The sequence below is a fragment of the Acinetobacter ursingii DSM 16037 = CIP 107286 genome (genome assembly GCF_000368825.1).
Taxonomy (GTDB): domain Bacteria; phylum Pseudomonadota; class Gammaproteobacteria; order Pseudomonadales; family Moraxellaceae; genus Acinetobacter; species Acinetobacter ursingii.
In genome coordinates this window covers 210,869-225,410 of the sequence record NZ_KB849716.1, presented here as the reverse complement: position 1 = coordinate 225,410, position 14,542 = coordinate 210,869, and the positions used below count along the sequence as shown (strand labels likewise).

The window sequence follows — 14,542 nt, the reverse complement described above, 5'->3', positions numbered from 1 at the left end:
TGGCAAATTAGGGAAAGTAGAGATGAATTCTGTCATTTATGGACGATTTTGGGCAGTCATTAGTTTAATGCTATTAGGTTGTACGTTACACACAAACGCTCAGCAATATTATAAATGGGTAGATGCGCATGGCGTAACCACGTATTCAGCAACGCCGCCGCCTACACAACGCTCAAATGAGCCACAACTTGTATCGCAAAAAAACACTGCGTCTGATCACGATAAGGCTAAACCAGACAATTTTAAATCCAATGCAGCTATCGCCGATGAATATTACAGCCCCTACAAACAAAATAATAAGCAAACTGTAAAACCTGTTACCGTTGAAAAAGAAAATGCAGTTACAGTAAATAAAGCTGGAAGCAGTCAAAGTGCCGCTCAGAATAAAGCTTCAACAAAGAAACAAAGTTATGTAATCAAAGACTGTAATGGTGTGCGCTGTAGTGATCATAAAGGACATAATTATAATAAAGTCACAGGCAATACTTATTTGTCATCTCGTGGCGGTGTCTGTCAAATGAGCGGAACTCGAATGGAATGTAATAAATAAAAAACTAAAAATTTCACCAAAGATTTTAACCGAATAGCTTTTGGAAAATATGACAATATTCAGTATGATGATGCCACCAGATTAAGTTCAGTGTAATGATGAAAAAAGTTCTGTTTCTTGTTTTAGGTGTTGTACTTGCAGGCTGTAGTGAAAAGAAACCCTTAACGCCTGAAGAACAATGGCATGGCTACTGTACCAGTATGGGCAACGCGGCACGTTCAATTATGCTTGATCGTCAAAATGCAATCGAAAAAAACCAAGCTGTTGAACACGCAAAGAAAATTGAAGATGAAATTACTCGTACATTTATCTTAAAAATTATTGATGAAGTTTATGCCTTACCAATTGCAGAACTTCAAAATAATCCAGATGAAGCACGAGAAAATATTCGTAAGCAAACTACAGAGCAGTGTATTGCAACACCGCATGACAAAATGCCCCATTATAAACCGTTCTAAGTGAGCGGTTTTTTTTAATTGATGGATTTATAATCAATATTGAGCAGTTACAAAGTTATTGAGTATTTTTAAAAGCTTGATATAGATAATTTTATAAAAATAAAGAATAATAAATTGACGAATAATTATACGATAGGAGAGCAAAGATGGAAGTTGTTGCTTATCTGCATAATGCTGATTTGTTGCTCGAAGACACCCAAGGTGTTGCGGTCATCGGCGGTAGTAGTTACGTCTTAAGTGTAGGCGATAAAGTTTATATCAAGGAAGTCATTGATGAAAAGGCCAGACTTTATGAGGTTACGATCTCATTTGCGAGCGCTAATCATGCAATGTTACACGAAGACGAAGTCCAGATTAAATTTGAGGGAAATCGGGACGCATTAAATCAATATTTACAAACCACCACAGTCCACTAAGGTTTTATAGTTTTTCTCAACAAAATCAGGCAACATGGGTTGCCTTTTTTATTGATCTAAATCATGGCAAAGCCAAGTGAATCAGTTATCGCCTGTATTTTCCTCGTTTTTGTATAGCGAACTGTCAAGCACTATTTCGCTATAAAATAATGAGAATCACGAAGAAACACGGCGCTTGCATTAACTTTTGACTTGATTTTTAGTAAAATTTTGCTGTCCATATTATTTGCAAAGCTTTGCTAGGCAGGAATTGCAAATAATTTTTTAAAAAAGAGGAATAACACTGTGCTAGAAGCTTACCGCCAACACGTTGCAGAACGTGCCGCACTCGGAGTCCCACCGAAGCCACTTGATGATGCGCAAACTGCTGATTTGGTTGAATTGCTAAAAAATCCACCAGCAGGTGAAGAAGCTTTTCTTGTGGACTTGCTTGAAAACCGCGTTCCAGCGGGTGTTGACCAAGCTGCTTATGTAAAAGCAGCATTTTTGTCAGCAGTTGCAAAAGGTGAAGCGACATCTCCATTAGTTTCTAAAGAACGTGCAGTTTACTTACTTGGCACAATGCTTGGTGGTTATAACGTCGCTCCTTTAGTTGATTTGCTTGATAGTGCTGAACTTGGTGGTTTGGCGGCTGAAGCATTGAAAAAAACACTTCTTGTATTTGATGCGTTCCATGACGTTGCTGATAAAGCAAAATCGGGCAATGCCAATGCAAAAGCTGTTTTACAATCTTGGGCAGACGCTGAATGGTTCACTAGCCGCAAAGATGTTCCTGAAGAAATCAAGCTAACTGTTTTCAAGGTTACAGGTGAAACCAACACTGATGACTTGTCTCCAGCCCAAGACGCATGGAGCCGTCCAGATATCCCATTACACGCAAATGCAATGTTGAAAAATGAGCGTGATGGTATTAACCCAGAAAAACCAGGTGAAGTTGGTCCACTTAACCAAATTAAAGACCTGATCGCTAAAGGCAATCAAGTTGCTTATGTGGGTGACGTTGTAGGTACTGGTTCATCTCGTAAGTCTGCAACTAACTCTGTGCTTTGGTTCTTTGGTGATGAAATTGTACACATCCCGAACAAAAAAGACGGTGGTTACTGCTTAGGTTCAAAAATCGCACCGATTTTCTTCAACACTATGGAAGATGCAGGCGCACTTCCTGTTGAAATCGATGTTTCTGACATGAACATGGGCGATGAAATTACACTGAAAATTGACCATGCTGCTGCGAAAGTCACAGCGTTCAAAAACGGTGAGCAAATCGCTGAATCTGAACTTAAAACGCCAGTTCTTTTAGATGAAGTACGTGCGGGTGGTCGTATCAACCTCATCATCGGTCGCGGTTTGACGACTAAAGCACGTGAAGCTCTTGGTCTTCCTGCTTCTGAATTGTTCCGTACCCCAGTACAACCTGCTGACACTGGTAAAGGTTTTACTCTAGCTCAGAAAATGGTTGGTCGCGCATGTGGTCTTGCAGAAGGTCAAGGGATTCGTCCGGGTACTTACTGTGAACCTAAAATGACAACTGTTGGTTCTCAAGATACGACTGGTCCAATGACACGTGATGAGTTGAAAGACTTAGCGTGCTTAGGCTTCTCAGCTGATCTTGTGATGCAGTCTTTCTGTCACACGGCTGCATATCCAAAGCCAGTTGACGTGCAAATGCAACATTCACTACCAGACTTCATCATGAACCGTGGTGGTGTGTCGCTTCGTCCGGGTGATGGTATTATTCACTCTTGGTTAAACCGTATGTTAATGCCTGATACCGTTGGTACTGGTGGTGACTCACATACACGTTTCCCAATTGGTATTTCATTCCCAGCAGGTTCTGGTCTTGTTGCGTTTGCAGCAGCGACTGGTGTAATGCCACTGGATATGCCTGAATCTGTCCTTGTGAAGTTCAAAGGTAAAATGCAACCGGGTATCACTTTACGTGACCTTGTACATGCGATTCCTTACTATGCAATCAAGGAAGGCGATCTTACTGTTGAGAAAAAAGGTAAGAAAAACATTTTCTCTGGTCGTATCCTTGAGATCGACTTGACTGAAATGGAAACTGACCTGACTGTTGAGCAAGCATTTGAATTGTCTGATGCATCTGCTGAACGTTCTGCTGCGGGCTGTGCGATTACACTTTCTGAAGAGAAAGTTGCTGAATACTTGCGTTCTAACATTACCATGTTGAAATGGATGATTTCACAAGGTTATGGCGATGCTCGTACGATGGCGCGTCGTATCGAAAACATGGAAAAATGGTTGGCTAATCCATCACTTCTTAAAGCTGATGCTGATGCTGAATACACCAAAGTCTATGAAATCGATCTTGCTGACATTAAAGAACCTGTTCTTTGCTGCCCGAACGATCCAGATGATGCAAAACTTCTTTCTGAAGTTCAAGGTGACAAAATTGATGAAGTATTCATCGGTTCTTGTATGACTAACATTGGTCACTTCCGTGCAGCAGGTCAGCTTTTAGATAAAGTACCGGGTGGTTCACTTTCAACTCGTCTTTGGTTAGCTCCTCCAACACGTATGGATGAACACCAGTTGATGGAAGAAGGTCTATATAACATCTACGGTAAAGCGGGCGCACGTACAGAAATGCCAGGTTGTTCACTTTGCATGGGTAACCAAGCACGTGTAGCACCTAATACTACTTGTGTATCGACTTCTACTCGTAACTTCCCGAACCGTCTAGGTCAGGGTGCAAATGTTTACCTTGCTTCTGCTGAGCTTGCTTCTGTTGCTGCTGTATTGGGTAAACTTCCAAGCCCAGAAGAATATCAACAGTATGCTGCTCAAATTGACAGCATGTCTGCTGACATCTACAAATATTTGAACTTCGATAAGATGGGCGAATATACAGATGCTGCAAACACTGTAGATACCAAGAAAATTGCTGCGGCTCAATTGACTTAATGAGTTGATTATCAAGTTTAAATGAGTAAAGATAAGGGTCGAGTAATCGGCCCTTATTATTCCTTGAAAAAATTTGAAATCTGAAAATGAGTAATTTGATGACAAAGATAACAACGTTAATGACTGAAATGGGTTATCAATTATCAAAAGAAGTATATGAAAATAAGAAAACAAAAAATATTGCTTTGGATGAGCTTGAGCAAAATTATGGAATGAGTCGAGGTTCAGCTATCGATTATATTCATGGGTTTAAATCAATGATGTCTGGAAGGATATATAAACGGACGTTTAATGCAGAAGCTACTGACTTATTTTTAGAAAATATTTATTATGATTATGGTGCTAAATTTTTCAGCTTGGCCCTACAATCGGTTGCTAAGCATATGAGTTATTATAATGGATTAAAAAGAGGGAATTTAAACTCAGTAGAAAGAATTTATAAAAAGCATATGATGAAATATAAAAATCTAAATAATATTTTAATGAATGGAGATGAGTTGGATGAAAGAACTGAATATATAGAGGGTTTGAAAAAAACTATATTAGTAAATGCTTATGAAAGAAATTATGAGGCAAGAGAAGAATGCATTAGGTATTATGGTTCAAATTGTATTGTATGTGATTTTAATTTTGAAAAAACTTATGGTGATATAGGTAGGGGTTTTATTCATGTTCATCATTTAAAGGCGATTTCATCTATAGGTTTAGAGTATAAGATTAACCCTATAAAAGATCTGAGACCAGTTTGTCCAAATTGCCATGCAATGCTTCATAAAAGAAATCCTCCGCTTTCTATAGATGAATTGATAGAGAAATTGAATAGAAAAAATATTACCAAGTAAAAAGCCCTGCATATTAGCGGGGCTAGTCGTATATGAATCAAGTCATATACTGTATGAGGCTCATCTCAAACTGAGCGTATTAAACCATAACTTTGATGGCGTTGCAGTAAATATCTTTTAAACTTAATCAATCAACATAAAATCAGCCGAGTTTGCAGATTTAAGCGGACGTAAGGCAAAGGTAGAGCGGGTATGACGTATTCCTTTAATTGAGTAGAGTTTCTTTCTTAAAAAACGCTCATAGTGTTCAGCATCCTTTACCGCGACTTTGACCAGATAATCATATTCACCTGTTACCAAATGCGCTTCAATCACTTCGGGAATATCTGCCAACGCCTGACTAAACTGTTCAAGCATCTCATCATCATGGCGTTCTAGCGTAATTTCAATAAAGAATAAATCCTTAATCCCAATTGCTTTTGGATTAATATTAGCTGTATATCCATCGATGATTTTTAAAGTTTCTAATCGTTTTAAACGTGTCCAACAAGGAGAAGAAGATAAACCAACCTGTTCTGAAAGTTGTGCAATCGTCAGTCTGCCATTTTGACATAAAGCAGATAAAATTTTCCGATCGATACGATCTAGTGTGTGTTCTGTACTGTTCAAAACTTAAACCAAAGGAAAATATTCTATTAAAGTCCAATATAAAGGAATTTTATGCCGACTAACATAGAAAATTTGAAACAATTAAGGAATTATTTCTTATCAACTAAAGATAAAATTATTTTATAAATCAAAGGCATTGGGGTGATGGCTTTGATGAGGCAATGAGTATGTTTCAAGTAAGGGTGACTTTAAGCATGCTCATTGCTTTTTATTTATTTTAAATTTTAAAATTCAATGATGACAGAAGGTGTATTGCGTTGAGCTTCTCCGTGATACACAAATTCTATGTTATTCCCATCTGGATCAATGACAAACGCTGCATAATATTCTGGATGGTAAGTCCGTTCAGCGGGTTTGCCATTGTCTTTGCCTCCATGAGCAAGGGCAGCTCGATAACAAGTATCTACCAGTAGCACGATCTTTCGCATGAAAAGCTAGATGATGTCGCCCAGTCAATATGCCTTGGGCAGCAGGGCTATTTATTGAAGATACCACCAGTTCATCAGCCCAAAAGAAATCTTCAGATGTTGTAATGATTGGAATGTCCAAAACTTTCATGATAGCACTATAAAAATTTTGGCTTAATTCTAAATCATGAACAATAAGTTGGATGTGATCAATGAGTCGCCCACGATGTAATTGAGTTTTCATGGATTAATTTTATCCTGTGTATAAAAATCGATTTTACTTTTTAAGTTTTTTAATTAGGTTTATAAAGAATGCATCAATCTCAGAGCGGTAGGGAATAGAAGGTTGTGCACCATATCGAGTCACAGCAATTGCGGCGGCTGCATTGGCAAATTTGGCAGCTTGCTGATTTGATTGACCTTCCAGTAATGCAGTTGCAAACGCGCCATTAAAAGTATCTCCAGCCGCAATGCTATCGACGGCATCCACTTTAAAAGCGGGAATTAATTGTCCTTGACCAAACTCACTTAACCAAACACCTTGAGCGCCCAAGGTGATGACAACCGTTTTAATTCCATATTGGTAAGAATATGTGCAGCATTTTGTACGTCATCCAGATTGTTAATCTTCACGCCTGTCAATTGTTCTGCTTCTGTTTCATTGGGTGTAATGATATCAATCAGGTTTAAAAATTCTGGCGCTAAGGCTTGAGCAGGCGCGGGATTCAGAATAACCTTTATGCCAGAATGTTTCGCAATAGTTGCTGCGGTGATCACACTTTCGATAGGTGTTTCCAGTTGTAATAATAATATTTTGGCATGTTGAATCAGGTTTTTATGTTGATTGACATAATCCACACTAAGCGCTGCATTTGCTCCAGCATGGATGCCAATACAATTATCAGCATGTTGATTAACGAAAATTAAAGCAACGCCAGTATTTTGATGAGCAACATTTTGAAGCGCCTGTACATTGACATGATCTTTTTGAAGTTGGGTTTTGATATTATTGCCAAACTCGTCATTACCAACACAGCCAATGAAGGCAACATTAGCACCGCTGCGACCAGCAGCTACCGCTTGATTTGCTCCTTTCCCACCAAAAGCAACTTTATAATTTTTAGCTGTAAGGGTTTGTCCAGCCACAGGAAAATCATCAACATTTAAAATATGGTCAACATTTGCACTTCCTACAATCACCAAGTCGGCATATTGATTCTTCATTTTTCAAATTCAATTTTGATAATTATTGCTGAATTGTAACAACTGAAAATTTTGATTAAATTACAAATATGTAAGAGAAAAATTATCTTTTTGTTTTTTAATGAGTTTAATCCAACTAAAAGAGTTGGTTTATATTTATCTATTTTTCATATTGTGAGAATTTGTATAATTAATCATGATTCTTAAGAAAAAATTAAGCTAAAATTTTTAAAAATAAATGGTGACATAAAAATGAATGATAAACCTTTAAGGAGTAGATCAAGATGAATCTCGAGTATAGCCATAAACCAAATTATTATTTTTTTGCGCATAAGCTCGTGTTGTTTCTTGAAGGTGAAGTAAGAAAACATCCAGAACATTTGCGTGAAACTTACAATCTTCATGAAATCTATGATTTGTTTAACCATGACTTTGCTTCGACCAGTACAAATCTTGAAGGGATCTTAAATATTGCAGATGAATATGTCATTGAAACAGCTTATGGTGCACAGCCTTTGATTTCAAAATATCGCATCATTGCTGAAAATCATATTCTTGAGCTTGATTTTAATAGCAACGCCATTAATGAGTTGATTGCAGGTAAATCGATTCATTATCCTCAAGTAGCGTAATGTCATATTTTCTCCCATAGTAAAGGGCAGCCATTTAGCTGCCCTTTACTATATTTAAGATTGCTATTTTATATTTCGGCTTCTTCTTCGGCATCATCCTCAGCCGCGATACCGAGTTCTTTTAATTTACGTGTAAGCGTATTACGTCCCCAACCGAGTAACTCTGCTGCATGGCGTTTACGACCACGGGTTTGTTGTAGCGCAGCATTGATCAGGGTACGTTCAAACATTGGGGTGGCGATATCTAAAATTTTCATCTCGCCATTTTTTAGTTTTTGAATCGCCCATTGACCCAATAACTCATCCCAGTGGTGCAATGAAATGCGATCTACACCCGCTGCGGTTGTGGCCTGTTCGCCTGATTTTTGAATTGGAATTTGTTTGAGCTCAGAAGGGAGGTCTTCTGGATAAACATCACGTCCAGTAATCATCACTGTCAGCCAGCGACAGGTGTTTTCGAGTTGACGAACATTACCTGGCCATGGCAACTGCTGCATATAATCTGTGGTTTCTGGGCGTAAAATTTTAGGGCTAACACCGAGTTCTTTACCCGCACGTGCCAAAAAGTGCTGTGCCAGCATGGGGATATCTTCGCTACGATGTGCCAGTTTTGGAATATGAATGCGAATGACATTTAGGCGATGATACAAGTCTTCGCGGAAACGTCCTTCATTCACCAGTTTTTCCAGATCCTGATGCGTCGCAGCAACAATTCGCACATCAACCCGCACAGGAATATGTCCACCGACACGATAAAATTCGCCATCAGCAAGTACACGTAGTAAACGTGTTTGCGTTTCAAATGGCATATCCCCAATTTCATCAAGAAACAGCGTACCGCCATTAGCTTGCTCAAAACGACCTTGGCGTTGGGTGTTTGCGCCAGTAAAAGCACCTTTTTCATGACCAAAAAGTTCAGTTTCGATCAGATCTTTTGGAATTGCGGCCATATTCAGCGCAATAAAAGGCTTGCTACTACGTGGTGAATGCTTGTGTAGTGCATGTGCAACCAGTTCTTTACCTGTACCTGATTCACCATTAATCAATACTGTAATGTGGGATTGTGATAATCGACCAATGGCACGAAACACTTCCTGCATCGCAGGGGATTCACCAATAATTTCGGTGGATTGAACTGGTGTCGTGGTTTTAGCTGCTTCTTGCTGCTGGAGTTTATTGACATGCAAGATGGCGCGATGAACCAATGCCAACGCTTCATCAATATCAAACGGTTTTGGCAAATATTCAAAAGCACCTGTTTGATAGCTTGATACCGCAGATTCAAGATCGGAATGTGCCGTCATAATAATGACAGGTAGATCTGGATAATTATTTTTGACTTTCCCTAAGAAAGTCAAACCATCAATACCGGGCATACGAATGTCAGTGAGGATTACATCAGGCGCATCTTCAGCCAATTGGTCTAATGCCGTCTGCGCTTCTTCAAAACTGGTCACATCCAAACCTTCTTCCTTGAATGTTTTTTCCAGTACCCAGCGCATGGCGCGGTCATCATCAATTACCCATATTTTATTTCGCGACACGGTCTGACTCCCAAGGTAAATATAAGCTAAATGTAGTTTTTCCAGCCACGGACTGACATTCAATCATTCCGTTATGTTGATGCATAATGTTCTGTGCAATACTTAAGCCAAGTCCTGTGCCTTTGGCTCGTCCTGTCACTAAAGGATAGAACACAGACTCTAAAATATCCTGTGGCACACCAGGTCCATTATCCTCAATGTCGATACGAACTGCGGATCGGTTTAATAAACCATTAATGGTGACAAGGCGTTGAATACGGGTTCTTAAAATCAGTTCAGGTTCATGATCCACAAAAAATTCTTTATTTTCGGTCATTGCTTGAATGGCATTCACGCTAATATTGAGCATGACCTGAATCAGTTGATCACGGTCTGCTTTGACATCTGGCAGTGATAAATCATAATCACGAGTGATTTTAATTTTTTTCTTGGTTTGATTGGCCACCAGAGAGCGCACCCGTTCCAAAGGTTCATGTATATTGACATCTTCATAGCTTGGAAGCTGGCGGGAACCGAGCATGGTATCGGCAAGATTTCTTAAGCGATCAACTTCATTGATAATGATATCGGTAAATTCTTCGTATTTTGGATCATTTAAGCTACGTGCCAGTAATTGAGTCGCACCACGAATCCCTCCTAAGGGATTTTTGACTTCATGGGCAATACCGCGAATGAGCTGACGGGCAACCTGATGTTGTTGTATCAAATTTTCTTCTTTAGAAATTTTAAGCATCCGATCAATTGGATTGAGTTCTATTAATAGTAGCGGATGATAATTTTTGCCTGTATTGAGCGCCGAAACTGAATAATCGACATGAATATCCTTAAAATTCACACTGATTATTGCTTCACGTCGTGTGTAATGCTGCCCTGAGTGTAGCGTATTGATGAGTGCTTCATGGGTATTGAAGCTATCATTCGGTGAATGTAATAAGTTAAGCACAGGCAAACCTGATGCACGTAATAAGCTAATATCAAACAACGCTTCACAAGAAGAATTGAGATAAAAAATATTCAGGTCGCTATCGACCAATAATATGGCAGTAGTAAGGTTATCGACCAAAAGCCGATAGTCAATGGTCTCTCTTTGATCCATTAGAAAATGTTTCCTGTCTTAAAATAGCGCAATGACATTTTCATTAATCCAGTTTTTCCCTGTAATGGGACATAAGTTAAGCAAAATGTACGCCAACTTTTTGCGTAAAAGAACTTTTTCTCAAGCTTGTATTAAAAATGAGCAAAATAGATAAATTATGATCGATTTAAAAACAAGTTGGGTTAGATGGCATCTTAAATTGAATCATAATGGTGCAATAGTTGTTTTTAATAAAAATATTGGTTGTATTTTGGTGCATTAAGCGAACTGTGCATATTCCACCTGTTTTTATTGCGAGAAACGTCATACAATACGCGGATTCTAGTGGAGCGCAGATTCATGAAGTCCCCCAAAGTCGGTTTTGTATCTTTAGGTTGTCCTAAGGCATTGGTAGATTCTGAACGAATTTTAACTCAGTTACGTACTGAAGGTTATCAGGTCGCATCAGATTATGATGGTGCTGATCTGGTTGTAGTCAATACCTGCGGTTTTATTGAATCTGCGGTACAAGAGTCGTTAGATGCGATTGGCGAAGCCATGAGTGAAAATGGCCGTGTGATTGTGACTGGATGCTTGGGTAAAGATGAAGACAAGATTCGTCAAATGCATCCCAATGTTCTAAAAGTTACAGGTGCGGCAGCCTATCAGGATGTGATGGAAGCTGTACATGAATATGTACCTGCGCCACCTAAACATAATCCTTTTGTCGATCTGGTGCCTGAACAGGGTATTCGTTTAACACCAAAACATTATGCTTACTTAAAAATTTCTGAAGGCTGTAACCACCGTTGTACGTTCTGCATTATTCCGAGTATGCGTGGTGATTTGGTATCACGTCCTGTAGGGTCCGTGCTTGAAGAAGCGGCAGCGCTTAAGCGCGCGGGTGTCAAAGAAGTTTTGGTGATCTCTCAAGATACTTCAGCTTATGGCGTTGATACCAAATACAAGCTTGATTTTTGGAATGGTCAGCCTGTAAAAACCAAATTCTATGATATGTGTGAAGCACTCGGTCAGCTCGGGATCTGGGTACGTTTACATTATGTCTATCCGTATCCACACGTCGATGCAGTTATCGACTTGATGGCTCAGGGTAAAATTCTTCCTTATCTTGATATTCCTTTTCAGCATGCCAGTCCGCGCGTCTTAAAATTGATGAAGCGACCAGCCCATAGTGAAAACACCCTTGAACGTCTTAAAACATGGCGTGAAAAATGTCCAGATTTGGTGATTCGTTCTACTTTTGTAGTGGGTTTTCCAGGTGAGACCGAAGAAGATTTTCAAATTCTTCTAGATTGGTTGCAAGAAGCACAGCTTGATCGAGTCGGTTGTTTTACTTATTCGCCAGTTGAAGGTGCAACAGCCAATGACTTGCCAGATCATGTACCTGAAGAGATTAAGCAAGAGCGTTATGAACGTTTCATGCAGGTTCAGCAGGCCATTTCGGCGGCTAAATTGCAAAAACGGATTGGTCAAACCATGACTGTTTTAGTCGATAGTCTGGAAGATGAATATCCTGTTGCGGTTGCACGTTCTTATGCTGATGCGCCTGAAATTGATGGCAATGTCTTTGTCGAAGATATTGATAAATCAAAAATCCAGTCAGGTGACTTGCTTGAAGTCGAAATTACTGATGCAGATGAATACGATTTATTTGCAAAGTTGATTACAATCAAGTCAGCTTGATGATTGATGTTGCAACAAACAAAATTTATTTTTAACACATTGTTTTTTGGAGCTTACCATGGCGGATTCTAATAGCCCCCGTTACTCACGTATTCTACTTAAACTTTCTGGTGAGGCATTGTCGGGCAATAAAGACATGGGAATCGATGCACAAGTGCTTGATCAAATGTCATTGTCAATTGCTCACTTGGTTGGCTTGGGTGTGCAAGTGGGTATCGTTGTTGGTGGTGGAAACTTGTACCGTGGTAGTCAATTACAAAAAGATGGTCTGGTGGGTCGTGTAACCGGTGATCAGATGGGTATGCTGGCAACCGTTATGAATGGCTTGGCACTACGCGATGCTCTGGTTCGTCGTAATATCAAGACACGTTTGATGTCTGCACTCTCAATCGGCACAGTGGTTGAGTCTTATTCGAGCCGTGATGCGATTCGCCATTTAAGTCAGGGCGAAGTATGTGTATTCGTTGCAGGTACAGGTAACCCATTCTTTACCACAGATACAGCGGCTTGCTTACGTGGGATTGAAATTGAAGCCAATTTGATTTTGAAAGCCACCAAAGTTGATGGCGTATATAACAAAGACCCAAGCAAATATGATGATGCGGTAAAATATGATCATTTAACTTTTGATCAAGTGCTTGATGAAAAGTTAGGTGTGATGGATTTAACTGCCATTTGTCTGTGTCGTGACCATAATGTACCGTTGCAAGTTTTCGATATGAATAAAGCTGGCGCACTATTATCCGTGGTGATGGGCGAAAAAGAAGGAACTCATGTTACGAATTAATGTACGTAACCTAGAAAGCTCTTTATACTACTCGACTAATTTAGCAATTACACCTTGAATGAATAAGTAAGGAAGATCATATGATTAACGATCTCAAACAAGACAGCGAACAACGCATGCAAAAAACCCTTGAATCTTTAGAGCAAGGTTTTGCGAAAGTGCGTACTGGCCGTGCTCATCCATCCATTCTAAACGGTGTAATGGTTTCTTATTATGGTTCGGATGTTCCATTGAATCAGGTGGCAAACGTAGGTATTGAAGATTCACGTACTCTCATTGTTCAACCATTTGAACGTACAATGGTTTCGGCAATTGATAAAGCAATTCGTGAAAGTGATTTGGGTTTAAATCCGATTACGGCTGATGCAATCCGTGTACCTTTACCAGCTTTAACTGAAGAAACACGCCGTGATATGCAAAAAGTGGCGCGTTCAGAAGCTGAAAATGCCAAAGTTGCCATTCGTAATATTCGCCGTGATGTATTAGGTGATATAAAATCACTTTTGAAAGACAAAGAAATTTCTGAAGATGATGAGCGTCGTGCAGGTGATGATATCCAAAAAATCACCGATAAATATGTTGCTGAAGTCGATAAACGCTTGGCAGCAAAAGAAGCTGAATTGATGAAGGTCTAATTTTATGACCGCTTCTGAAGAGCTTCATCTTCCAAGACATGTTGCTATCATTATGGATGGCAACAACCGTTTTGCTAAAAAAAATCAAATGCAAAAAGGAGATGGGCATCGTGAAGGCAAAAATAGTCTAGATCCAATTGTTGAGCATTGTCGTAACAAAGGGATTCAGGCATTAACCGTATTTGCATTTTCCAGCGAAAACTGGAATCGTCCACAATATGAAGTCGATTTATTGATGAAATTGCTGGAAGAGACGATTCATGAACAGTTACCTCGAATGGAAAAATTTAATATTGCCTTGCAATTTATTGGCGATCGCTCTCGTTTATCTCCACATTTACGTGAATTAATGTTGCATGCAGAACAGCACACTGCTAGTTTTGACAGCATGACTCTGACCATTGCCATCAGTTATGGTGGAATGTGGGATATTGCGGATACAGCGAAACAAATCGCACAAGATGTAAAAGCAGGTATATTGGATGTTGATCAAATAGATGCTGCACTTTTTAATCAGCGGATTAGTTTAAATAACCTTCCTGCTGTTGATTTGCTGATTCGTACAGGCGGTGATTATCGCTTGTCAAATTTCCTGCTCTGGCAGGCTGCTTATGCTGAATTGTATTTTACCGAGACACTCTGGCCTGAGTTTTCTGTAAAAGAATTTGATCGTGCTTTAGATGTGTTTGCAGGACGCGAACGTCGTTTTGGTAAGACTTCTGAACAAATCCACCAAGAGAAAATTGAGAATTAAT

Annotated in this window: 16 protein-coding genes; 10 read left to right on the top strand and 6 right to left on the bottom strand. The window is 39.4% G+C overall.

Translation table 11 applies throughout. The features are described from left to right. Positions 1-22: 22 nt before the first annotated feature. From F944_RS05775 to F944_RS05755, 5 genes are all read left to right on the top strand, one after another. Positions 23-550: a DUF4124 domain-containing protein gene (locus F944_RS05775; protein WP_004988056.1), complete on the top strand. Its 528-nt coding sequence runs from the start codon at positions 23-25 to the stop codon at positions 548-550. A 98-nt stretch (positions 551-648) separates the two neighbouring features. Beyond that, the gene (locus tag F944_RS05770) at positions 649-1,008 is read left to right on the top strand and encodes a hypothetical protein (protein ID WP_010588644.1); all 360 of its coding nucleotides are present in this window, start codon (positions 649-651) and stop codon (positions 1,006-1,008) included. A gap of 146 nt (positions 1,009-1,154) precedes the next feature. Beyond that, the gene (locus F944_RS05765) at positions 1,155-1,424 is read left to right on the top strand and encodes a hypothetical protein (RefSeq protein ID WP_004988050.1); all 270 of its coding nucleotides are present in this window, start codon (positions 1,155-1,157) and stop codon (positions 1,422-1,424) included. Between the two features lie 285 nt (positions 1,425-1,709). Further along, entirely contained in the window at positions 1,710-4,349 is a 2,640-nt protein-coding gene (locus F944_RS05760) for a bifunctional aconitate hydratase 2/2-methylisocitrate dehydratase (protein WP_004988048.1), read from the top strand. Positions 4,350-4,447: 98 nt separating this feature from the next. After that, a complete protein-coding gene (locus tag F944_RS05755) occupies positions 4,448-5,191 on the top strand; it encodes an HNH endonuclease (RefSeq protein WP_004988045.1) in 744 nt (247 codons plus the stop codon). A 123-nt stretch (positions 5,192-5,314) separates the two neighbouring features. Here the strand turns inward: F944_RS05755 and F944_RS05750 are convergent, their stop codons facing one another. From F944_RS05750 to F944_RS05735, 4 genes are all read right to left on the bottom strand, one after another. Further along, positions 5,315-5,800: an Lrp/AsnC family transcriptional regulator gene (locus F944_RS05750; RefSeq protein WP_004988043.1), complete on the bottom strand. Its 486-nt coding sequence runs from the start codon at positions 5,798-5,800 to the stop codon at positions 5,315-5,317. A 224-nt stretch (positions 5,801-6,024) separates the two neighbouring features. Further along, positions 6,025-6,228 carry a VOC family protein gene (locus tag F944_RS17245; protein WP_228155122.1) on the bottom strand — a complete coding sequence of 68 codons (204 nt, stop codon included), beginning with the start codon at positions 6,226-6,228 and terminating at the stop codon, positions 6,025-6,027. A 256-nt stretch (positions 6,229-6,484) separates the two neighbouring features. Next, positions 6,485-6,760: a PfkB family carbohydrate kinase gene (locus F944_RS17375; RefSeq protein ID WP_004988032.1), complete on the bottom strand. Its 276-nt coding sequence runs from the start codon at positions 6,758-6,760 to the stop codon at positions 6,485-6,487. Next, positions 6,736-7,431, bottom strand: coding sequence for a PfkB family carbohydrate kinase (locus tag F944_RS05735; RefSeq protein ID WP_004988030.1), 696 nt, complete (start codon positions 7,429-7,431; stop codon positions 6,736-6,738). Before F944_RS05735 ends, F944_RS17375 begins: the two co-directional genes overlap by 25 nt. A gap of 263 nt (positions 7,432-7,694) precedes the next feature. On the opposite strand from F944_RS05735, the gene F944_RS05730 reads away from it, so the two are divergent. Continuing rightward, positions 7,695-8,042 carry a hypothetical protein gene (locus F944_RS05730; RefSeq protein WP_004988028.1) on the top strand — a complete coding sequence of 116 codons (348 nt, stop codon included), beginning with the start codon at positions 7,695-7,697 and terminating at the stop codon, positions 8,040-8,042. A 68-nt stretch (positions 8,043-8,110) separates the two neighbouring features. On the opposite strand, the gene glnG is transcribed toward F944_RS05730, so the two are convergent. Both glnG and glnL read right to left on the bottom strand, forming a co-directional pair. Continuing rightward, a complete protein-coding gene (gene glnG, locus F944_RS05725) occupies positions 8,111-9,586 on the bottom strand; it encodes a nitrogen regulation protein NR(I) (protein ID WP_004988027.1) in 1,476 nt (491 codons plus the stop codon). Next, the gene (gene glnL / locus F944_RS05720; RefSeq protein WP_004988025.1) at positions 9,573-10,682 is read right to left on the bottom strand and encodes a nitrogen regulation protein NR(II); all 1,110 of its coding nucleotides are present in this window, start codon (positions 10,680-10,682) and stop codon (positions 9,573-9,575) included. Before glnL ends, glnG begins: the two co-directional genes overlap by 14 nt. 339 nt (positions 10,683-11,021) lie before the next feature. Here glnL and rimO point away from each other — a divergent pair, with 339 nt between their 5' ends. The 4 genes from rimO to uppS all read left to right on the top strand — a co-directional run bounded on the left by rimO (position 11,022) and on the right by uppS (position 14,541). Further along, positions 11,022-12,365 (top strand): 30S ribosomal protein S12 methylthiotransferase RimO, encoded by a 1,344-nt coding sequence (gene rimO / locus F944_RS05715; protein ID WP_004988023.1) that lies wholly within the window; start codon positions 11,022-11,024, stop codon positions 12,363-12,365. 58 nt (positions 12,366-12,423) lie between these two features. After that, complete coding sequence (gene pyrH / locus F944_RS05710) at positions 12,424-13,152, top strand: UMP kinase (RefSeq protein WP_004988022.1); 729 nt, start codon at positions 12,424-12,426, stop codon at positions 13,150-13,152. An 80-nt stretch (positions 13,153-13,232) separates the two neighbouring features. Continuing rightward, a complete protein-coding gene (gene frr / locus F944_RS05705) occupies positions 13,233-13,787 on the top strand; it encodes a ribosome recycling factor (protein ID WP_004988020.1) in 555 nt (184 codons plus the stop codon). Positions 13,788-13,791: 4 nt separating this feature from the next. Beyond that, a complete protein-coding gene (uppS, locus tag F944_RS05700; protein ID WP_004988018.1) occupies positions 13,792-14,541 on the top strand; it encodes a polyprenyl diphosphate synthase in 750 nt (249 codons plus the stop codon). Position 14,542 lies beyond the last annotated feature (1 nt).

Excerpts from the sequence above, each read along its gene's own strand:
- glnL (WP_004988025.1), bottom strand. The coding sequence starts at position 10,682 with ATGGATCAAAGAGAGACCATTGACTATCGGCTTTTGGTCGATAACCTT.
- F944_RS05775 (WP_004988056.1), top strand. The coding sequence starts at position 23 with ATGAATTCTGTCATTTATGGACGATTTTGGGCAGTCATTAGTTTAATG.
- uppS (WP_004988018.1), top strand. The coding sequence starts at position 13,792 with ATGACCGCTTCTGAAGAGCTTCATCTTCCAAGACATGTTGCTATCATT.
- F944_RS05730 (WP_004988028.1), top strand. The coding sequence starts at position 7,695 with ATGAATCTCGAGTATAGCCATAAACCAAATTATTATTTTTTTGCGCAT.
- F944_RS05765 (WP_004988050.1), top strand. The coding sequence starts at position 1,155 with ATGGAAGTTGTTGCTTATCTGCATAATGCTGATTTGTTGCTCGAAGAC.
- frr (WP_004988020.1), top strand. The coding sequence starts at position 13,233 with ATGATTAACGATCTCAAACAAGACAGCGAACAACGCATGCAAAAAACC.
- F944_RS05735 (WP_004988030.1), bottom strand. The coding sequence starts at position 7,431 with ATGAAGAATCAATATGCCGACTTGGTGATTGTAGGAAGTGCAAATGTT.
- F944_RS17245 (WP_228155122.1), bottom strand. The coding sequence starts at position 6,228 with ATGCGAAAGATCGTGCTACTGGTAGATACTTGTTATCGAGCTGCCCTT.
- F944_RS05755 (WP_004988045.1), top strand. The coding sequence starts at position 4,448 with ATGACAAAGATAACAACGTTAATGACTGAAATGGGTTATCAATTATCA.
- pyrH (WP_004988022.1), top strand. The coding sequence starts at position 12,424 with ATGGCGGATTCTAATAGCCCCCGTTACTCACGTATTCTACTTAAACTT.
- rimO (WP_004988023.1), top strand. The coding sequence starts at position 11,022 with ATGAAGTCCCCCAAAGTCGGTTTTGTATCTTTAGGTTGTCCTAAGGCA.
- F944_RS05770 (WP_010588644.1), top strand. The coding sequence starts at position 649 with ATGAAAAAAGTTCTGTTTCTTGTTTTAGGTGTTGTACTTGCAGGCTGT.